Below are 17,641 nucleotides of genomic sequence, written 5' to 3'. Positions count from 1 at the left end.
GCACACCCCCATGGGCGGCGAAGCGGCGACCAAGACCGGCAGCAGGCTCTCGGACCTCGACTGGCTGCTCAGCGGCCTGGTGCAGCGCGTGCCGTACACGCGCAGTGCCGTACTGCTCACCGCGGACGGGCTCGTGACCTGCGTACACGGCCTGGACGCGGACAGCGCCGACCACCTGGCGGCCCTCGCCTCCGGGCTGTACTCGCTCGGCCGCAGCGCCGGAGCCCGCTTCGGGGACGGCGCGGAGGTGCGGCAGGTCGTGGTCGAGCTCGACACGGCGCTGGTCTTCGTCTCGGCGGCCGGCTCCGGCACCTGCCTGGCCGTACTGGCCGACCGCGAGGCCGACGCCGGTGTGCTCGGCTACGAGATGGCGATGCTGGTCAAGAGCGTCCGGCCGTACCTGGCGGCCCCGCCGCGGCGGCCCGTCGCCGACCCGGAGCGATGAGGGCCCGCGCCAGGGGGGCGTACGGAATCGGAACCGGAAGCGGCTGCCGGGACACGCCCTGGCTCGACGACTCGGCGGGCCGGGTGATGCGCCCGTACACGGCCAGCGGCGGCCGCACCCGGCCGGGCGTGGCGCTCGACCTGCTGTCCCTGGTGACCGCGACCGGTGTGCGGCCGCGCGTCCCGCTCGGGGCCGAGCACACCCTCGCGCTCCGGACCTGCGCCGGCGCGGGCGCAGCCACGGTCACGGTCGCCGAGGTGGCGGGGCAGCTGCGGCTGCCCGCGGCGGTGGTCAAGGTGCTGCTGGCCGACCTGATGGAGCACGGGGCCCTGGTGGCGCAGGCGCCCCGCTTTCCCGGCGTCGGCGTCGGCGTCGGGGCCGGGGCCGGGGCGGACACCGGCATCGAGGGAGACGGCGACCCGTTCGGCTCCTTCGCCCCCGCCGACCAGAACCTGCTCAGGGCGGTGCTCGATGGCCTCCGTGCACGACTGTGACGCCGCGGCCGCGGCGGCCGTCCCCGCGACCCTGAAGGTCCTGGTCGCGGGCGGTTTCGGCGCGGGCAAGACCACCTTCGTGGGCGCGGTGAGCGAGATCGAGCCGCTGAGCACCGAGGAGCTGCTGAGCGACTTCGGTGCGGCCGACGACCCGCTGGACGGTGTCGAGTCCAAGTCCACGACCACCGTCGCGCTCGACTTCGGCCGCATCACCCTGGACGGGGGACACGTCCTGTACCTGTTCGGCACCCCCGGCCAGCACCGCTTCTGGTTCCTGTGGGAGGAGCTGTGCGCGGGCGCGCTGGGGGCGGTGGTGCTCGCCGACACCAGGCGGCTCGCCGACTGCTTCCCCGCCGTGGACTTCTTCGAACGTCGCGGGATCGCCTTCGTCCTCGCCGTGAACGAGTTCGACGAGGGCCACCGCTACACGCCCGACGAGGTGCGCGAAGCGGTGGGACTCGGGCCCGCGGTGCCCGTCGTACGGTGCGACGCGCGCGTGACCAGTTCCGGGACGGGCGCGCTCGCCGCCCTCGTCCGCCATCTGCTGTGCCTGTCCAACGAGTCGGGGGGACCGCCATGACGTACTACGAATCGACCGGACACCTGCTGCTGACGCCCGTGGACCGGGAGGCGCCCGCGCGCACCGTCCGGCTCCGCGAGCTGGGCCTGGGGGAGCGGACGGACACCGAACTGGACGCCTTCGCGCGCCGCGTGGCCGACACGCTCGAAGCGCCGTACGCGGGAGTCAACTTCATCGGCGAGGAACGGCAGTTCTTCGCCGGCATGCACCACGCGGCCGACGCCCCGGCGAGCAGCTACCCGGCCCGGGTCCTGCCCCGCGACCACGGCTACTGCCCGCACGTGGTGGCGCGCAGGCGGGCGCTGGTGCTGGAGGACGTACGGGACTTCGCGCGCTTCGCGGGCAACGCGGTCGTGGACGGGAGCGGGGTGCGCTCGTACGTGGGCGCGCCGCTGACGGACCGGCGCGGGATCGTCCTGGGCACGGTGTGCGCGGTGGACCTGGTCCCGCGGCGCTGGGGCACGGAGGGCCTGACCACGGCGAAGAGGCTGGCGGCCGAGCTGGTCGGGCTGCTGCACGAGAGGGAGGACCGGGGCGCGTGAACCCCGCCGGCGGGGCGACTGTCAGTGGCGGGCCCTACGGTCGTGGGACGAGGGTTCGCCGGAGGCTGGAGAGGAGCCGCGACGATGGCCACCACCGCGCGGGACGTCCGCATGATCGCGCTGTCGCTCCCGGACAGCACCGAAAAACCCGCCTGGGGCATGCCGACCTTCCGGGTGGGCGGGAAGATCTTCGTATCGCTGGCCGACGACGACACCTCGATCGGGGTGAAGTGCCCGAAGGAGGACCGGGCGGAGCTGATCGCGGCCGAGCCGGAGAAGTTCTTCATGCGCGAGGGCCACGACGACAACTACGCCTGGCTCCGGGTCCGCCTCTCGGCGGTGCAGGACGCGGAGGAGCTCCGGGCCATCCTGACCGACTCCTGGCTACAGGCCGCCCCGAAACGGCTGGCAGCCGCCCACCCGGAGCTGACCGCCGAAGACCGGGCCTGACCGGTCGCACGGAAAGGTGCGCGCGACGACCCTGCGAAGTGCGGTATTGTTCTCCTGCGCCTGCAACCGGGGGAAACCCCAGGTCAGCGGGCATCGGGACGTGGCGCAGCTTGGTAGCGCACTTGACTGGGGGTCAAGGGGTCGCAGGTTCAAATCCTGTCGTCCCGACCATGCGGAAACGCAGGTCGGAGGCCGTTCTCTCATCCATGGGAGGGCGGCCTTTCGCGCGTCCGGGGCCATGGTGGTCGCCATGTGGTCGCACGTCCACTCCGTGGCCGGTCGGCCGTAGCGCTGAAGGCCGGCGGCGCGGGTGGAGCGGAGTCGGCGGACGAGCTCACTGAGCCGGTGGATGTGGTCGCGTGGTGGTCGCAGCCACGCGGCACGGCCGTTGGGCGGTTGGCCTTCTCGGCTCCGGTGAGCGTGTGAGCGATGGTGTCGACGGCTTCGTGGGCCGCCTGCTGGGTGAGGTCGCTGTAGATGTTGGCGGTGGTCGACGGGGTGGAGTGCCGCAGGGTCTTGGAGACGACGGTCAGGGGCGCGCCGGCGGTGATGGTGATGGTGGCTGCCGGGTGGCGCCGGTCATGGACCGTGATCCCGGGGACGCCGGCTTCGGCGGCGAGCCTTCGGAGTCGGTCCAGAAGCCGGTGAGGTCCGAGCGGTCGACCGTCAGATCGGCAGAAGACGAGTCCGGCGAACGGATTGTCAGGATCTCCGTGCGTTCGGGGCATCGTGAGTGCACGGTGCCGGAGGGTGGTGGCGACGCGGGGTGCGATGGCGACCCGGCCGCGGCTCGATCGGGTCTTGGGCGTGGTGATGACGAGACGGTTGGCGACGGGACTGTGCGGCCGTCTCGGCGGCGAATGACGACCACATGGCCTTCACGTACGTCCGTACGGTCCAAGGTGAGCTGATCTCGCCCTTGAAGGCGCTGCTCGGCAAGGCCCTGGAAGGGTCTATTCCGCTGGAGAACGTCCCCGAGGGGCTGCACCTGCGCTTGGGCACCACCACGGATAGCGGGATCGACGCCCGCTTCACCGGCCGCTCGGTCACCTTCCGTCCGAGCTCGTCGTTCACCGCGTAGGGGGAGCGGACGCCGGGGGTCGGTCAGGCGAGGTCGGGGAGGGGGCGCCGGGCGACCTCGTGGGCGTCGTCCGGTGGTACGCCCAGCATGCGCAGGACCATCTCGGCGAGGTTCACCGCGGCGTCATCGCCGTCCACGTCGGGGCGGGCGAATCTCAGCTCCACCAGGGACAGCAGGGTTCCACCCAGTGCGGACAGGGCCACTATCGGGTCGACGGCGGTGAAACGGCCGGAGGCCATGCCGACCTCGACGTCCCGGCGGGCCCGTCGGGCCAGGCCGTTGTCCGAGTGGATGTGGCCCAGGCCGCGACGGCGCAGAACCTGCATCAGCTCCGGGTGCGACTCGGCCATGCGGGCGCTGAGCCGGAAGCCCGTCGCGACGAGCTCCGCGGGGTCGTCGATGCCGGCCAGGTGCTCGTCGAAGGTCTGGCCGAACTCCTCCAGCGCGTCCTGCACCGCGGCCTCGAACAGCTCCGTCTTGGAGTCGAAGTGGTTGTAGAACGAGCCGAAGCCGACGTCTGCGCGCTCGGCGATCACCTGGATGCTGACGCCGGTGTCCCCGGTCTCGGCGAGTATCTGGCGAGCCGCGCGGACGAGAGCTCCGCGGGTCTCGGCGCGACGCCGCTCGAATCGGTTGCTGGGCGGGGCTGACGTAGGCATACCCAGAGTCTAACCGTGGAGACGATGACGATCGCAGTCCTGATGAATTCATCATCTCCTGCCGCGAACGCCTTGACGATAGAACCCTCACACTTGATGATTTCCTCATTACGGCAATGTTGCTTGGAGGACACCATGTCCGAAACCCGCGTCAACGCAGTCGGCGTCCCGGACGTCAGGACGGCTCATCAGGACCTCCACAGCGCGCAGGGAGCCCTGCGCGGCGAACATCCCGGGCGGTCCCGCAACCCCGTGATCAAGGTGGCCGACCTGGCCTGGCTGGAGTTCGAGAAGCCCGACCTGGACCGGGCCGAGGTCTTCGCCCGGGACTTCGGCTTCGGTATCGCCGCCCGGAGCGAGAGCGAGCTGTGGCTGCGGGGCACCTTCGCCGGCTCGCCGTGCATGGTGATCCGGCGCGGCCGGACCTCCCGTTTCATCGGCCCGGCGTTCCGCGCCGCCGAGCGGGCCGACATGGACCGGCTGGCCCGCGCCACGGGCACGTCCGTACGGGACGCGGACGTGCCCGGCGGCGGCAAGGCGGTCGACCTGCTCGACCCCTCCGGCTTCCCGGTCCGGGTCGTGCACTGCGCGGAGGAACTGCCGGCGCTGCCCGAGCAGCAGCCGCTTCTGCTCAACTTCGGCACCGATCACCGTCGCACGAACGTCACCCAGCGCCCGCCGCGTGAACCCTCCCGCATCCAGCGACTGGGGCATGTGGTCCTGGAGACACGGGTGTTCGGGCGCGCCCTCGACTGGTACCTGGACACCCTCGGGATGATCGTCTCCGACTTCCTGTTCCTGGACGGCCGGCGCGGCCGTGGCCCGACGATGGCGTTCATCCGCTGTGACCAGGGCAGCCGGGCCGTTGACCACCACACGCTGGCCATGCACCTGGGCCCGGGCAACGGCTACGTCCACTCCGCCTACCAGGTGACCGACCTCGACTCGATCGCCGCAGGCGGCGAGTACCTGGCCGAGCGCGGCTACCAGCGCAGCTGGGGCATCGGCCGGCACATCCAGGGCAGCCAGCTCTTCGACTACTGGCGCGACCCCGACCGCTTCATGCTGGAGCACTTCGCAGACGGCGACCTGTTCTCCTGCGACCTGGAGCCCGGCTGGGCACCCATGTCGACCACCGGCCTCGCCCAGTGGGGACCTCCTGCCACCCGTGACTTCCTCGGCGCGAGCCCCTCCCCGCAGCGGGTCCGTGACGTCATCGAAGCCCTGCGAGGCGACAACGAGATGGACCCGGCACGCCTGCTGGGCCTGCTCAAAGCCGCCAAGTCCTGAAACCCGACCCCCTCACGAAGGTACTGATATGAGCACCAACGTCCTGCGCACCGCCGACGGATGGTGGGTCCTCCTTCCCCAAGCTCTCGACTCCGCTCGAGCGGGGGAGACCCCATTCGACCGGGCCGTCCCCGTCGACACCAAGGCAGCCACCACCGCCGAGTTGATCGCCGACCGGGCGGCCGTGCGCGAGGCCGCCCTCTCCGGGGAGGCGGGCACGCCCGTCGCCGATCTGGTCGCCCTCTCGCCGGTGACCACTCCCTGCCGGGTGGTCGCACAGATGGTCAACTACCGCAGCCATGCCCGCGACTCGGGCTTCACCGGCGACATCCCGCCCGCCTTCTTCCGCAAGGCGTCCGGGTCGGTGAGTGGCCCGGGCGAGGCGATCGTCCGGCCGTCGCACGTGAAGTTCCTCGACTACGAGATCGAGCTCGGGCTCGTCATGGGCGCACCCCTGCCCGTCGGCACCGTGGTCGAGGAGCGTGACCTGCCGTCGTACGTCGCCGGACTGGTGATCACGAACGACGTCAGCGCGCGTGACGTGCAGCTCACCAAGACGCAGTTCTACGAGAGCAAGTCCTACCCGACCTTCACACCGACCGGCCCCTACCTGGCGCTGCTGGAGCCCGAGGACTTCGCCCACCTCCTCGATCTGCGGCTGCGGCTGTCGGTCAACGGCGAGCTGCGTCAGGACCGCACCCTCGCCGACATGATCGTCCGCCCGGCACAGGCGCTGACCTTGCTGGCCCGCTTCCAGACCCTCGACCCCGGCGACCTGCTGCTCACCGGGACCCCCGGCGGCACGGCCCTCAAGGCCCCGCCCAAGGCCGTCGAGAAGATCGGCGCGCTGCTGCCGCCCGCCGTGAAGTGGAAGGCGTTCTTCAAGAGCCAGGCCCGTAACCCGCACTACCTGCACACGGGTGACGTGATCACGGCGGCGATCTCGACCGCGGACGGGCGGATCGAACTCGGCGAGCAGCGCACGCCCGTCACGGACGCGAAGTAGGACCCGAGGTGAGCCGCACATGACCGCCGACCAGACCGGACCCCGGGACACCACACCCGCTCCCGCACCCGGGCCCGCACAGACAGACCCCGCACCCGTCGTGATCATCGGCGCCGGGCCGGTGGGCGTGACCGCCGCGCTCCTCCTCGCCCGGCGCGGTATCCGCACCGTCATCCTGGAACGCCACCAGGACGTCTACCCGCTCCCGCGCGCCGTCGCCGCCGACGACGAGGTGCGCCGCATCCTCCAGGCCGCTGGCGTGGGCGAGGAGTTCGCCGCGATCGCCCGCCCCGCGAACGGACTTCGGCTGCTGGACGCCCGCCACCGGGTCATGGCCGAGTTCCGGCGCTCCGAGCACGGCCGTCACGGCTACCCGCAGACCAGCATGTTCGACCAGCCCGAGCTGGAGCGACTGCTGCGCGACGCCCTCGCCCGCAGCCCGGAGTGCGAACTGCGGGGCGGTGTCGAGGTCACCGGCGTCGGCCCGGACCCGGCCGGCCCCGTGCGCGTGACCTACCGCGACGACGACGGCGAGCACCATCTGTGGGCCGAGGCGGTCCTCGGCTGCGACGGCGCGGGCAGCCTCACCCGCGACGCGATCGGCGCCGCATGGGAGGACCTGCGCTTCGAGGAACGCTGGACCGTCATCGACGTCCGCACGAAGGCCGACGTCCGCTGCTGGGAAGGCGTCGACCAGGTCTGCGACCCGCACCGCCCGGCGACGTTCATGCGCGTCGGTGAGGACCGCTACCGCTGGGAGTTCCGGCTGCAGGACGGGCAGCAACCGGTCCGCGAACTGATCGCCCCGTGGCTGTCGCCCTCGTACGACGGGGACTTCGACGTCGTACGGGAGACGCAGTACACCTTCCGGGCGCGGGTGGCCGACCGGTGGCGCAGCGGACGGATCTTCCTCCTCGGCGACGCCGCCCACCTCACCCCGCCGTTCATCGGGCAGGGACTGTGCTCGGGCCTGCGTGATGCCCACAACCTCACCTGGAAACTGGCCCGCGTCCTGGGCCGGGGCGGCGACGAACGGCTGCTGGACACCTACGAGAGCGAGCGCAAGCCGCACGTACGGCATGCGATCCGGCTGGCGGTCGCCATGGGCTGGGCCATGACCGGCGGCCAGGACGGCGCCGCCGCACTACGCCGCAGGATCCTGGCAGCGGCCTGCCGCATACCCGGCCTCACCGCGGCGGCGGGCCGCGACCTCAGCCCGCCCCTGACCGCCGGGCCCCTCGTCCGGCGGCGTATGCGCAGGAGCCTCGTGGGCAGCCACTGCCCGCAACCTTGGGTGGTGGGACTCGACGGCCGGCGCTCCCGTCTCGACGAACTGCTCGGCGGCACCTTCAGCGTCCTGACCGCCGCCGAACCCTCGCCCTCGCTGCGCGCCCTCGCCCACGGGCTCGGCGTCCCGGCGATCCCCGTGACCGACCTCCGTGACGACGGCACCCTCGCCGCCTGGCTGCGCGCCGGCCGGGTGGACGCCGTCCTGCTGCGCCCCGACCGCGTCGTCATGGACGTCGTCCCGGCCGGGAGGCACGACTTCACGGACACCGCTGCCTGGGCATCTCTCCTGCACACCACGCGCAGCCCCCACCCTTCCCCACGGACCGTCGAGCAGAGCCTGCTGAGGAGCGCCACACGATGACCAGGCCGTACCCGGAACCCTTCACGACGCCCGATCCGCAGGCCGTCGCCGACAGCCGCATCATGGACTTCGCCCGCCACGCCGGGCTCGACGGGACCGACTACGCCGCCCTGCACCGCTGGTCGGTCACCGACCTGGAAGGCTTCTGGGCCGCGGTCTGGGAGTACTTCGACATCGACGCGGACTCCCCGTACGAGCAGGTGCTGGCCGAGGAGCGGATGCCGGGCGCCCGCTGGTTCCCCGGCGCCACCCTCAACTACACCCACCACGCCCTGCGCAATCTCACCGACGACACCGTGGCGATCATCGCCCTCGACGAGACCGGCTCCCGATACGAGGTGACCGGCAGCCGACTGCGGGCACAGGTGGCCTCCGTTGCCGCCACCCTGCGCGACCTGGGCGTCGGTAGAGGGGACCGGGTCGTGGGCTACCTCCCCAACACCCCGCACGCGATCGTCGCTTTCCTCGCCGCCGCGAGCCTGGGCGCCGTGTGGTCGGTCTGCGGGCAGGACTACGCCCCCGAGGCCGCCGCCGACCGCTTCGCCCAGCTCGAACCCACCGTCCTGATCTCCGCCGACGGCTACCTCTTCAACGGCAGCACCCACGACCGCCGCGAGGCCGGCCTCGAACTCGCCGGCGCGCTGCCGACGCTGAAGGCCGCGCTGCTGGTGGACCACGTGGGCCTGCCGTGGCCGTCACACGCATACCCGTCACGGGTGGTGCCGTGGGAGGACGCCGCCACCCGCACCGAGGAACTCACCTGCACACCGGTTCCGTTCGACCACCCGCTGTGGGTCGTGTTCTCCTCGGGCACCACCGGCCTGCCCAAGGGCATCGTCCACGGCCACGGCGGCGTGCTGCTCGAACATCTCAAGACCCTCGGACTGCACTCCGACCTCGGCCCCGGCGACCGCCTCCTGTGGTACACCACCACCCACTGGATGATGTGGAACCTGGTCGCCTCCACGCTGCTCACCGGCGCCACCACGTGCACCTACGACGGCAGTCCGGCGCCCTTCGCCAAGCTCGACGTCCTGTGGGAGCTGGCCGCGCGCCACCGGGTGACCGTCTTCGGCACCAGCCCCCAGTACCTGCTGGGCATGGCCAAGTACGGCATCGACCCCTCGGCGCACGACCTGTCGTCGATCCGCGTAGTCGGCTGCACCGGCTCCGCACTGCCCGCCTCCGCCTACCCCTGGGTCCGCCACCACGTCGGCGACCACGTCCTGCTCGCCTCTATCAGCGGCGGCACGGACGTCGTCTCCGGCTTCGCCGGCAGCGCCCCCAACACGCCGGTGTGGGCGGGAGAGCTCTCGGCACCCCACCTCGGCGTGGCCCTCGCCGCGTACGGCGCCGAGGGCGTCCCGGTCGTGGACCAGGTCGGCGAACTGGTCGTCAGCCGCCCGATGCCGTCCATGCCGCTGTACTTCTGGAACGACCCCGACGGCACCCGCTACCGCGACGCCTACTTCTCCTCCCACCCCGGCGTCTGGCGGCACGGCGACTGGATCACGGTCACCGGACACGGCTCCGTGATCGTCCACGGCCGCTCCGACAGCACCCTGAACCGCAACGGAGTACGCCTGGGCAGCGCCGACATCCACGACGTCGTCGAACGCCTCCCCGAGATCACCGAGGCCCTCGTCATCGGCGCGGAAGAACCCGACGGCGGCTACTGGATGCCGCTGTTCGTGGTCGTCGCCGCCGACGCGACCCTGGACGACCCGCTCCGCGAGAAGATCAAGGAGGCGATCCGGACCGGCGCCTCACCCCGCCACGTCCCCGACGAGATCCTCGAAGTCCCCGGCATCCCGCACACCCGCACCGGCAAGAAACTCGAAGTCCCCGTCAAACGCCTCCTTCAGGGCGCCCCGGTCGAGCAGGTCGTCAACCCGGCAGCCGTGGACGCCCCCGACCTCATCGACTACTTTGCCCGCCTGGGTGCCGAACGCCGGGGCCGGTCGACATGACAGCCGCGCAGATCACCCTCGCCGTCATCCTGACCCTGGTCCCTCTGCCACGGGGAGCGGCCAAGATCGCCGCAGTGCCGTTCACGCGCCAGGCGGCAGCACACCTCGGCATGCCGCCGGGCCTTTGACGCGTCGTCGGCGCCCTGGAAGTGGCCGGAGCCCTCGGACTGGTACCCGGACTGGCTTCCACCCCCCTCGGGACGGCCGCCGCGATCGGGCCGGCGCTGCTGATGACCGCGGCCCCCGTGGCCAACGGTTCACCCGCGCCGGGGAGAAGCACCTGTAGGCACCTGTACAGGTGGGGTTGCTCAGTGCGACCGATCTCCGGTGCCCAGGACGGGCGGGGGAGAGGGTGGGACGCTGGAGTGGGGGCCCGCGAGTGGAGGTCCGAGTGCGTCCCATTCGGTCCGGGCCGCCTCCTTCGGCCTGGGTCACCACTCACCCGAGCGTCGCCGGCCGGTGTCACCGCGCGGATCCGGCCCGCCGGGACCAGGGCCGCGCGAGCAACCCGGAAGGCAGGTGCGTCCCATGCGCACGTCGACCCGTATCGCCGGTGTCCTCACCGGCCTGACCCTCGCCCTCGGCGGCACGGCCTTCATCGCGCCCGCCGCCCACGCCGACGTCACGGCCTGCATCAACGTGGTCGAGCGCGAGCTGCGGGGCGGCGAGGCCCCGGACTACGTCCGCACGGCGTGCCACGTCGGCCTGACCGGCGACCACGCGCGGTGCGTGTCCGGTCTGACCGGGGGCGGTGTGACCAACGGGACGGCGGTGACCGCCTGCCGGGTGGCCCCCAACTAGCGGTCGGGTCCAGTCTGTTCGGTCTCCTTCGGTCCCTTTCGGTCCAGTTCGGTTTCCGTCCCCAGTGCACGTCCGGAGAGCAGGTGGCTCCCATGCGCAGTCCCACACGTACAGCCGGTGTCCTCACCACACTGGCCCTCACCCTCGGCGGTGCGGTCCTCGCCGCCCCCACGGTCCGGGCGGACATACCCGCCTGCACGCAGATGGCCACACAGGCCGGTGCCACCGACTCCGACGCCGCTGCGGCCGCCTGCAGCCGTGGCGTGGTCGGAGACCTGCAGAGTTGTGTGTCCGGGCTGACCGCGGCCGGTGTGGCGGGCGGTGCCGCCAACGGTGCCTGCCGTGCGGCGGCGTACGAACCGCGCTAGAGGACCGGTCGCCGTGAACGGCCTCGCCTCGCGGGGCCCGTGCGGAGCGCCCATGCTGGAGAGGAGGGCGCCGTCGTCCTGAGACTTGTCCTTCCCGAGGGCCGAACGGAGGCGCCCGAGAGGAGGAGGAAGTCATGCGCCTGCGAAGGATCCTGGGCCTCGCCCTGGCCGCGGCAACCCTTGCCGGCATGAGCGCCATCGGCGCCGTCAGTGCCCAGGCCGCCTCGTCTCCGGACATCAGCAGGGACGAGTGCACGGCCGCCGGCGGGCAGATCGTTGCGCGCCCCTACGCCGGCTACTCCTGCGTGCTGCCTGACGGGAGCTCGCAGGCGATCACTTGATCAGTCGGATCAGTCGGATCAGTCGGATGAGGGGTGACGGCTTCCGGCGCCCCGGCGAGTAGACCGTCCGCGCCGCCCGAATAGCACGACCGAAGAGCCGACCGGCTCGGTACACCGCCGGTCGGCTTTCTCCTGCTCGTGCTCCTGTTCCTGTTCCTGCTCCTCGACGACCAGGGGAGCACTCCGCTGTTCGGCGCATCAAGCGCGCCGGTCGCGACGCCGAAAAGGATCAAGCGGAGTCGTCGCCCCACCCACGTGTTCCGAAATCCCTCCGCGCCCCAGGCCGGGCCGCCTCGATGACGGCGGTCCCGTACCGCGGCCGCCAGGCCCGGAGGAGATCCCGCATGCGCGTCTTCCTGCCCCTGACCGCCGTCGCGACCGCCGCGCTCCTGCTCGTCACGGGCCCCGGTGCGGCTCCGTCCGCCGCGGCGGACCGGAACCCCGAGGGCACACCGCTGGTCAAGGTGTCCCACGGGGACCCGTACGCGGACTGCACCATCGGCGCGCGGGGCCCCGACAGCGTGGTCTACCCGGGCACCGAGGTCGAGCCGTACCTGTCCGTCGATCCGCGCGACTCCAAGCGCGTGGTCACCGTGTTCCAGCAGGACCGCTGGAACGACGGCGCCGCCCGTGGTCTCGCGGCCTCCTGGAGCACGGACGGCCGCACGTTCCACGGGAGCACGCTCCCGTTCAGCCTGTGCGCCCCCGGTGGCGCGGACTACGAACGGGCCTCCGACCCCTGGGTCAGCACCGGACCGGACGGCACCGTCTACGCGAGCGGGGAGGGCGTCGACTTCACTAAGAGCACGCGCAGCGCCCTGCTGGCCGTCACCTCCCGCGACGGCGGCCGTACCTGGCAGAACCTCACCACCACCCACGTCGACGAGCAGCCGTTCTTCAACGACAAGCCCTCGCTCACCGCCGACCCGGTCCGAGTGGGCACCGCCTACCAGGTCTGGGACCGCCTCGACAACGACCCGCCCGGCCCCAGCTCCCTCGACGGTCCCGGCTACATCTCCCTCACCCGGGACGGCGGCCGCACCTGGAGCAGGGCCAGGCCGTTCGTCGACACGAGTTCCGTGCCCAACACCCAGACCATCGGCCACCTGATCGTCGTCGACCCGTGCACCGGCACCCTGTACGACTTCTTCGACCGGATCACCGCCTCCGAGGACCTGAGCACCGTCGTCGAAGCCCGCTACGAGGTCGTCACCTCCACCGATGCCGGAGAGACCTGGAGCGCCCCGGTCGTCGTGGCCCGGGACACCTCCGTCCCGGAGGTCGACCCGAACGACCCCTCCAAGCTGCTGCGCTCCGCGGCGACCCTGCCGAGCCCGGCCATCGACCCCAGGACGGGCACGCTGTACATGGCGTACGAGGGCTCGGACTTCTCCGGCGGCAGGTTCGACGCCGTCCAGCTCGTCCGCTCCACCGACGGCGGACGCACCTGGGGGAGCCCCGAGCTGATCAGTCCGGAAGACGTGCCGGCCTTCTCGCCGTCGATCGCCGTCGACGAGCGGGGCACGGTGGCGATCACCTACAACGACCTGCGCCACCTCGAGCCGGGCGACACCACCACCCTGCCGACCGCCTACCAGTTGGCCACGCTCCCGCACGGGGACCCGGAGCTCCGGACCGAACGGCGGATCTCGCGGGTCTTCGACTGGCTGCAGGCGCCGTTCGCCGGGGGCTACTTCCTGGGCGACTACCAGGGCCTGGTGGCCGACGGCAAGGGGGTACGGGCGGTGCTCACCGAGACCCACTCCGACGCACCGCAGAACCGTACGGACGTGTACACCGGCACCTTCCGCACCCGGTGACCGTCCGGAGAGCCTTTCCCCTTCCCCTTCCCCTTCCCCCGTGCCCGGCAGGCGTGCCGGCGGCGGGCGTGGTCTGCTACGAAAAGGCAGGAGCCAGGCGGCAGGCCGCAGGTGCGGCCGTACGGATGCGGGCGGACCCATGAGCACACCTCGGCCGGAGTCGGGCGCACCCGTGCCGCCCGCGGCGGCGCACACGAGCCGGCACGCCGACTGGCTGGAACTCTTCTTCGACCTCGTCTTCGTCGCGGTCGCCGCCCAGGTGGCGCACGGGCTGCACGGCGACCCCGGGCTGCGCGACTTCGCGGTCTTCCTGGCGCTCTACTTCCCGCCCTGGTGGCTGTGGGCCAACGTCACGGTGTCCTCGAACCTCTTCGCCGACAACGGCCCGCGGCGCCGGCTGCTGATGCTCTTCGCGATGCTCTGCATCGCGGTGATGGCCGCCGCCGTCCCCGAGGCGGACACCGATCGGGGATCCGTCTACGCCCTCGGCTACGCCGGGACCCGGCTGGTCCTCCTCGGGCTCTGGTGGCCCGCCACCCGCTTCCCCGAACCCGATCGCGTACCCCGCTGGCGGCCGCTGAGCTACTGCCTCGCCTCGGGCCTGCTGTGGGCGGGGTCGGCCCTCGTGCCGGCGCCCTGGCAGTACGCCGTGTGGGCCGTGCTGATCGCCGCCGAGATGGTACTGCTGCTCAGCGCGCGGGGCAGGGGCGTGCCGGGCCGACTGGACACCGGGCACATCGTCGAGCGGGTCGGCCTGTTCGTCATCATCGTGCTCGGCGAATCCGTGATCGGGCTCGTGACGTCCGCGGACCGCGCGTGGACGCTGCGGGCGGGAGCGGTCGGCGTCATCGGCTTCGTACTGCTCGCCGCGCTGTGGTGGTCGTACTTCGACTTCGGTTCCACCTCGGCGGAGCTGATCCTCGGCGCAGCACGGGGCCGCGACGCGTACCTGCTCGCCCGCGACGTCGCGGGATTCCTGCACTTCTTCGTGACCGCGGGGGTGCTCGCGATCGCCGGAGGGCTGGCCACCGCCGTCGACGAGGCCGACCACGCCCACCTGCCGACCGGCGCCGTCTGGGCGCTCGCCGGCGGCCTGGCCCTCTACCACTCGGCCCACGCCGCGATCGCCCTCCGCTTCCACCGCCCGCTCGCCTCGGTCGCGGTCTGGGCGGTCCCGGGCATCGCCGTCCCCCTCCTCGTGGTGTGGGCCGCCCGGGTCCTCACCCCGTGGCAGGTCGTCCTGCTCCTGGCCGCGGAGGCGATCGCCCACCTCCTGTACGCCCGGCACGTACTGCGCCGCCGCACACTGGCGCAGTCGGGGACGGACTAGTCCGCAGGGCGGCCCGCGTGGAGTTCCAGGGGGCCCGTGCCGGTGGTGCGGGCGGAGAGGGAGGCTTCGATCTGGCGGCGCAGGGCGCCCTTGACCAGGTCGCGGAGTCCGGGCCGGGGGACGGTGCGCCACGCGAGGAGTTCGGCGGGGTCCAGCCGGATCCGCGCCAGGGTCGGGGCGTCGAGGACGCCGCCGTCGTAGAGGAAGCGGATGCGGGCGGGACGGCCCGGTTTGTGAGACCAGTTCACGGCCAGCAGGCGGCCCGGCGGGAGGTCGAGGCCGAGTTCCTCCCGGACCTCGCGGCGGGCGGCGGCGCGCGGGGTTTCGCCCAGGTCGCTGTCGACGCCGCCGCCGGGGAGGTGCCAGCTGAGGGTGCTGCCGTAGGCGGGGCGTACCAGCAGGATCCGGTCCTCGGCGTCGGTGAAGAGCACGCTCGCCGCCGTCAGGGCCTTGGGGCGGTTGGCCCGGTGGTCGGCGGCGTCGAGGGCGCCCGCGTGGCCGAGGGCCGCCCGGCGGGCCGGGTCGAGGCCGGCGGGTGAGCCGGGCTGGGGCACGCCGTCCACGAGGTGGGCGAAGGACCCGGCGTGCAGGGCGGCCAGGCCGGCGCGCAGCCGGGGCGCGATGCGGGCCGGGAGGGCCGCGCAGGCCTCCTCGGGCAGCATCCAGCGGGCCTCGGTGATCTCGCCGTCGGGGAAGGAGAGCGCCGAGGCCTGCTCGGCGGTCAGCGGTCCCACGAGGTGGACGTGGACGATGAGGGAGCGGCCGAGCGCACCGGGCGGCCGGGAGTCCACGGCCAGCAGCCGCCCGACGGGCGCGAGGAGGTCCAGTTCCTCCTTCAGCTCGCGGGCCAGGCCCTGCTCCGGGGTCTCGGTGTCCTCGACGGTGCCGCCGGGCAGTTCGAGTTCGGGCTTGTAGGAGGTGGTCAGTACGAGGACCCGGCCGCGGGTGTCCAGGACGATCCCGGTGGCGGCCACGAGCGGGGCCGGCTGGGCGGCGTAGTACGCGCGCACCTCGTCGGGGGAGGGGCGTTCGGGCACGGCGGGCTCCAGCTCCACGGACGGGGTCGGTCCACCGCACTATGCCACGCGCGGCGGCGCGGTCCGGCGGGCCGGGCCGGGCGCCACGCGGACACCGGCAACGCATCACGGGGGCGTAGGCAGGGTGCCGGCCGGGCGCCGCCGCGCGCCGCGCGGGCGTCAGGCGCGGGCCAGGAGCAGGCCGCCCATGGTGACCATCGTCGCGGCGACGAGGCCGTCCAGCACCCGCCAGGCCGAGGGGCGGGAGAGCAGGCCGCTCAGCAGCCGGGCCCCGTAGCCCAGGGTGGAGAACCAGGTCAGGCTGGCCAGGCCCGCCCCGATGCCGAAGGCCCAGCGCAGGTCGCCGCGGTCGGCGGCGAGGGAGCCGAGCAGCAGGACGGTGTCCAGGTAGACGTGCGGGTTGAGCCAGGTCATGGCCAGGCAGGTCAGCACGGCGGCCCGGCGGCCGGAGGCGGCGGAGCCCTCCGTGGTGAGTGCGGCGCCCGGGGCGGGCCGGAGCACGCGGCGGGCCGCGAGGATCCCGTAGCAGATCAGGAACCCGCCGCCGGCGATGCCGACGGCCGTCAGGGCGGCCGGCCAGGCGGTGACGAAGGCGCCGACCCCGGCCACGCCGAGGGCGATGAGCACCGCGTCGGAGACGGCGCAGATGGCGACCACGGCGAGGACCGCGTGGCGACGCGCGCCCTGGCGGAGGACGAAGGCGTTCTGCGCGCCGATGGCGACGATGAGGGAGAGGCCGGTGCCGAAACCGGCGAGGGCCGCCGTGATGATGCCGTGTGTCATGCCCTTGACGGTAGGCAGTGGGTTTCGTTCAGTACAGCTAAAGATTTTTACGTACCATTAGCGCTCGTGATGGAAGAGCTTCCCCTGGACCAGGTGCGGACCCTGCTCGCGGTCGTGGACGAGGGCACCTTCGACGCCGCCGCCGCGGCTCTGCACGTGACGCCGTCCGCGGTCAGCCAGCGGGTCAAGGCCCTGGAGCAGCGCACCGGGCGGGTCCTGCTGATGCGTACGAAGCCGGTGCGGGCCACCGCGTCCGGGGAGGTGGTGGTCCGCTTCGCCCGCCAGCTGGCCCGCCTGGAGCGGGACGCGCGGGCCGAGCTGGGCATGGCCGACGGGACGGGCCCGGTGCGGCTGCCGATCGCGGTGAACGCGGACTCGCTGGCGACCTGGTTCCTGCCGGCGCTGGCGCGGCTGCCGCAGGACCCGCCCGTCTGCGTCGAGCTGCACCGCGAGGACGAGGCGCACACGACGGAACTGCTGCGGGAGGGGCAGGTGATGGCGGCCGTGACCTCCTCGCCCGACCCGGTGGCCGGGTGCGCCTCCCGGCTGCTGGGGCTGGCGCGGTACCTGCCGGTGGCGAGCCCCGGCTTCGCCGCCCGGTACCTGACGGGGGCGCCGGAGCGGGACCTGCTCGAGGCGCCGACCATCGTGTTCGACCGCAAGGACGACCTCCAGGACGCGTTCGTGCGGGAGCTGACGGGGGATCCTGCGGCCGGTGCGGGGGCGGTGCGGCACTACATCCCGACCTCGGAGGGGTTCCGCGACGCGGTGGTCGCCGGGCTCGGCTGGGGTCTGGTGCCGGAGCAGCAGTCGGGGCCGCTGGTACGGGAGGGTGGGCTGGTGCTGCTGGCGCCGCGTCGGCCGATGGACGTGCCGCTGTACTGGCAGCAGTGGAAGCTCGACTCCCCGGCGCTGTCGGCGGTGGCCGAGGTGGTCGCGGCGGCGGCCCGTGAGGCCCTGCGCCGTCCGCCGCGGAGCGGGCCGTAGGCTGCG

At 72.7% G+C, this 17,641-nt stretch carries 21 protein-coding genes and 1 tRNA gene; 18 read left to right on the top strand and 4 right to left on the bottom strand.

The window, feature by feature from the left end; all coding sequences use genetic code 11:
* The first annotated feature begins 10 nt into the window (after positions 1–10).
* The 6 genes from ACIGFK_RS02295 (at position 11) to ACIGFK_RS02270 (ending at position 2,682) form a co-directional block, all read left to right on the top strand.
* Positions 11–445 (top strand): roadblock/LC7 domain-containing protein, encoded by a 435-nt coding sequence (locus ACIGFK_RS02295; RefSeq protein WP_376658628.1) that lies wholly within the window; start codon positions 11–13, stop codon positions 443–445.
* Entirely contained in the window at positions 442–939 is a 498-nt protein-coding gene (locus tag ACIGFK_RS02290) for a DUF742 domain-containing protein (protein ID WP_386463120.1), read from the top strand. The genes ACIGFK_RS02295 and ACIGFK_RS02290 overlap by 4 nt, the downstream gene beginning before the upstream one ends.
* Positions 917–1,519: an ATP/GTP-binding protein gene (locus ACIGFK_RS02285; protein WP_376658618.1), complete on the top strand. Its 603-nt coding sequence runs from the start codon at positions 917–919 to the stop codon at positions 1,517–1,519. The genes ACIGFK_RS02290 and ACIGFK_RS02285 overlap by 23 nt, the downstream gene beginning before the upstream one ends.
* Entirely contained in the window at positions 1,516–2,061 is a 546-nt protein-coding gene (locus ACIGFK_RS02280) for a GAF domain-containing protein (RefSeq protein ID WP_376658617.1), read from the top strand. The genes ACIGFK_RS02285 and ACIGFK_RS02280 overlap by 4 nt, the downstream gene beginning before the upstream one ends.
* 84 nt (positions 2,062–2,145) lie before the next feature.
* Positions 2,146–2,511 (top strand): MmcQ/YjbR family DNA-binding protein, encoded by a 366-nt coding sequence (locus ACIGFK_RS02275; RefSeq protein ID WP_376658616.1) that lies wholly within the window; start codon positions 2,146–2,148, stop codon positions 2,509–2,511.
* A 94-nt stretch (positions 2,512–2,605) separates the two neighbouring features.
* Positions 2,606–2,682 (top strand) — tRNA-Pro (locus ACIGFK_RS02270).
* 29 nt (positions 2,683–2,711) lie between these two features.
* Here ACIGFK_RS02270 and ACIGFK_RS02265 read toward each other — a convergent pair.
* Positions 2,712–3,239 (bottom strand): tyrosine-type recombinase/integrase, encoded by a 528-nt coding sequence (locus ACIGFK_RS02265; RefSeq protein ID WP_400050171.1) that lies wholly within the window; start codon positions 3,237–3,239, stop codon positions 2,712–2,714.
* Between the two features lie 143 nt (positions 3,240–3,382).
* Here ACIGFK_RS02265 and ACIGFK_RS02260 point away from each other — a divergent pair, with 143 nt between their 5' ends.
* The gene (locus ACIGFK_RS02260; RefSeq protein WP_400050170.1) at positions 3,383–3,592 is read left to right on the top strand and encodes a hypothetical protein; all 210 of its coding nucleotides are present in this window, start codon (positions 3,383–3,385) and stop codon (positions 3,590–3,592) included.
* A gap of 23 nt (positions 3,593–3,615) precedes the next feature.
* Here ACIGFK_RS02260 and ACIGFK_RS02255 read toward each other — a convergent pair whose 3' ends face one another.
* The gene (locus ACIGFK_RS02255; protein ID WP_400050169.1) at positions 3,616–4,251 is read right to left on the bottom strand and encodes a TetR/AcrR family transcriptional regulator; all 636 of its coding nucleotides are present in this window, start codon (positions 4,249–4,251) and stop codon (positions 3,616–3,618) included.
* Between the two features lie 135 nt (positions 4,252–4,386).
* Between ACIGFK_RS02255 and ACIGFK_RS02250 the strand changes: the two genes are divergently transcribed.
* The 10 genes from ACIGFK_RS02250 to ACIGFK_RS02205 all read left to right on the top strand — a co-directional run bounded on the left by ACIGFK_RS02250 (position 4,387) and on the right by ACIGFK_RS02205 (position 14,828).
* A complete protein-coding gene (locus tag ACIGFK_RS02250) occupies positions 4,387–5,541 on the top strand; it encodes a VOC family protein (RefSeq protein WP_400050168.1) in 1,155 nt (384 codons plus the stop codon).
* 28 nt (positions 5,542–5,569) lie between these two features.
* Positions 5,570–6,547: a fumarylacetoacetate hydrolase family protein gene (locus ACIGFK_RS02245; protein ID WP_400050167.1), complete on the top strand. Its 978-nt coding sequence runs from the start codon at positions 5,570–5,572 to the stop codon at positions 6,545–6,547.
* 19 nt (positions 6,548–6,566) lie between these two features.
* A complete protein-coding gene (locus ACIGFK_RS02240) occupies positions 6,567–8,198 on the top strand; it encodes a bifunctional 3-(3-hydroxy-phenyl)propionate/3-hydroxycinnamic acid hydroxylase (RefSeq protein WP_400050166.1) in 1,632 nt (543 codons plus the stop codon).
* Positions 8,195–10,168: an acetoacetate--CoA ligase gene (locus tag ACIGFK_RS02235; protein ID WP_376658609.1), complete on the top strand. Its 1,974-nt coding sequence runs from the start codon at positions 8,195–8,197 to the stop codon at positions 10,166–10,168. The genes ACIGFK_RS02240 and ACIGFK_RS02235 overlap by 4 nt, the downstream gene beginning before the upstream one ends.
* Complete coding sequence (locus ACIGFK_RS02230) at positions 10,165–10,296, top strand: hypothetical protein (RefSeq protein WP_386463142.1); 132 nt, start codon at positions 10,165–10,167, stop codon at positions 10,294–10,296. The genes ACIGFK_RS02235 and ACIGFK_RS02230 overlap by 4 nt, the downstream gene beginning before the upstream one ends.
* Before the next feature lie 400 nt (positions 10,297–10,696).
* Entirely contained in the window at positions 10,697–10,969 is a 273-nt protein-coding gene (locus ACIGFK_RS02225) for a hypothetical protein (protein ID WP_376658608.1), read from the top strand.
* A gap of 92 nt (positions 10,970–11,061) precedes the next feature.
* The gene (locus ACIGFK_RS02220; RefSeq protein WP_376658607.1) at positions 11,062–11,337 is read left to right on the top strand and encodes a hypothetical protein; all 276 of its coding nucleotides are present in this window, start codon (positions 11,062–11,064) and stop codon (positions 11,335–11,337) included.
* 134 nt (positions 11,338–11,471) lie between these two features.
* Positions 11,472–11,678, top strand: coding sequence for a hypothetical protein (locus ACIGFK_RS02215; RefSeq protein ID WP_376658606.1), 207 nt, complete (start codon positions 11,472–11,474; stop codon positions 11,676–11,678).
* Positions 11,679–12,022: 344 nt separating this feature from the next.
* Complete coding sequence (locus ACIGFK_RS02210) at positions 12,023–13,498, top strand: sialidase family protein (RefSeq protein WP_400050165.1); 1,476 nt, start codon at positions 12,023–12,025, stop codon at positions 13,496–13,498.
* Positions 13,499–13,637: 139 nt separating this feature from the next.
* Entirely contained in the window at positions 13,638–14,828 is a 1,191-nt protein-coding gene (locus ACIGFK_RS02205) for a low temperature requirement protein A (protein ID WP_376658604.1), read from the top strand.
* On the opposite strand, the gene ACIGFK_RS02200 is transcribed toward ACIGFK_RS02205, so the two are convergent.
* Both ACIGFK_RS02200 and ACIGFK_RS02195 read right to left on the bottom strand, forming a co-directional pair.
* Positions 14,825–15,883, bottom strand: a complete 1,059-nt coding sequence (locus ACIGFK_RS02200) for an NUDIX domain-containing protein (RefSeq protein ID WP_400050164.1) — start codon at positions 15,881–15,883, stop codon at positions 14,825–14,827. The two genes, ACIGFK_RS02205 and ACIGFK_RS02200, sit on opposite strands and share 4 nt — an antisense overlap.
* 141 nt (positions 15,884–16,024) lie before the next feature.
* Positions 16,025–16,648: a LysE/ArgO family amino acid transporter gene (locus ACIGFK_RS02195; protein ID WP_376658602.1), complete on the bottom strand. Its 624-nt coding sequence runs from the start codon at positions 16,646–16,648 to the stop codon at positions 16,025–16,027.
* A gap of 69 nt (positions 16,649–16,717) precedes the next feature.
* Here ACIGFK_RS02195 and ACIGFK_RS02190 point away from each other — a divergent pair, with 69 nt between their 5' ends.
* Positions 16,718–17,635 carry a LysR family transcriptional regulator ArgP gene (locus ACIGFK_RS02190; protein ID WP_376658627.1) on the top strand — a complete coding sequence of 306 codons (918 nt, stop codon included), beginning with the start codon at positions 16,718–16,720 and terminating at the stop codon, positions 17,633–17,635.
* Positions 17,636–17,641: the final 6 nt, after the last annotated feature.

The organism is Streptomyces sp. NPDC085524 (assembly GCF_044541755.1).
Taxonomy (GTDB): Bacteria; Actinomycetota; Actinomycetes; order Streptomycetales; family Streptomycetaceae; genus Streptomyces.
This window is presented reverse-complemented; position numbering and strand designations above follow the sequence as displayed.

What these genes read in the sequence shown, in the direction of transcription:
- ACIGFK_RS02290 (WP_386463120.1), top strand. Translation starts at nt 442, where the DNA reads ATGAGGGCCCGCGCCAGGGGGGCGTACGGAATCGGAACCGGAAGCGGC.
- ACIGFK_RS02230 (WP_386463142.1), top strand. Translation starts at nt 10,165, where the DNA reads ATGACAGCCGCGCAGATCACCCTCGCCGTCATCCTGACCCTGGTCCCT.
- ACIGFK_RS02235 (WP_376658609.1), top strand. Translation starts at nt 8,195, where the DNA reads ATGACCAGGCCGTACCCGGAACCCTTCACGACGCCCGATCCGCAGGCC.
- ACIGFK_RS02220 (WP_376658607.1), top strand. Translation starts at nt 11,062, where the DNA reads ATGCGCAGTCCCACACGTACAGCCGGTGTCCTCACCACACTGGCCCTC.
- ACIGFK_RS02215 (WP_376658606.1), top strand. Translation starts at nt 11,472, where the DNA reads ATGCGCCTGCGAAGGATCCTGGGCCTCGCCCTGGCCGCGGCAACCCTT.
- ACIGFK_RS02255 (WP_400050169.1), bottom strand. Translation starts at nt 4,251, where the DNA reads ATGCCTACGTCAGCCCCGCCCAGCAACCGATTCGAGCGGCGTCGCGCC.
- ACIGFK_RS02265 (WP_400050171.1), bottom strand. Translation starts at nt 3,239, where the DNA reads ATGCCCCGAACGCACGGAGATCCTGACAATCCGTTCGCCGGACTCGTC.
- ACIGFK_RS02210 (WP_400050165.1), top strand. Translation starts at nt 12,023, where the DNA reads ATGCGCGTCTTCCTGCCCCTGACCGCCGTCGCGACCGCCGCGCTCCTG.
- ACIGFK_RS02245 (WP_400050167.1), top strand. Translation starts at nt 5,570, where the DNA reads ATGAGCACCAACGTCCTGCGCACCGCCGACGGATGGTGGGTCCTCCTT.
- ACIGFK_RS02190 (WP_376658627.1), top strand. Translation starts at nt 16,718, where the DNA reads ATGGAAGAGCTTCCCCTGGACCAGGTGCGGACCCTGCTCGCGGTCGTG.
- ACIGFK_RS02260 (WP_400050170.1), top strand. Translation starts at nt 3,383, where the DNA reads ATGGCCTTCACGTACGTCCGTACGGTCCAAGGTGAGCTGATCTCGCCC.
- ACIGFK_RS02275 (WP_376658616.1), top strand. Translation starts at nt 2,146, where the DNA reads ATGGCCACCACCGCGCGGGACGTCCGCATGATCGCGCTGTCGCTCCCG.
- ACIGFK_RS02240 (WP_400050166.1), top strand. Translation starts at nt 6,567, where the DNA reads ATGACCGCCGACCAGACCGGACCCCGGGACACCACACCCGCTCCCGCA.
- ACIGFK_RS02250 (WP_400050168.1), top strand. Translation starts at nt 4,387, where the DNA reads ATGTCCGAAACCCGCGTCAACGCAGTCGGCGTCCCGGACGTCAGGACG.
- ACIGFK_RS02195 (WP_376658602.1), bottom strand. Translation starts at nt 16,648, where the DNA reads ATGACACACGGCATCATCACGGCGGCCCTCGCCGGTTTCGGCACCGGC.
- ACIGFK_RS02295 (WP_376658628.1), top strand. Translation starts at nt 11, where the DNA reads ATGGGCGGCGAAGCGGCGACCAAGACCGGCAGCAGGCTCTCGGACCTC.
- ACIGFK_RS02205 (WP_376658604.1), top strand. Translation starts at nt 13,638, where the DNA reads ATGAGCACACCTCGGCCGGAGTCGGGCGCACCCGTGCCGCCCGCGGCG.
- ACIGFK_RS02285 (WP_376658618.1), top strand. Translation starts at nt 917, where the DNA reads ATGGCCTCCGTGCACGACTGTGACGCCGCGGCCGCGGCGGCCGTCCCC.
- ACIGFK_RS02225 (WP_376658608.1), top strand. Translation starts at nt 10,697, where the DNA reads ATGCGCACGTCGACCCGTATCGCCGGTGTCCTCACCGGCCTGACCCTC.
- ACIGFK_RS02280 (WP_376658617.1), top strand. Translation starts at nt 1,516, where the DNA reads ATGACGTACTACGAATCGACCGGACACCTGCTGCTGACGCCCGTGGAC.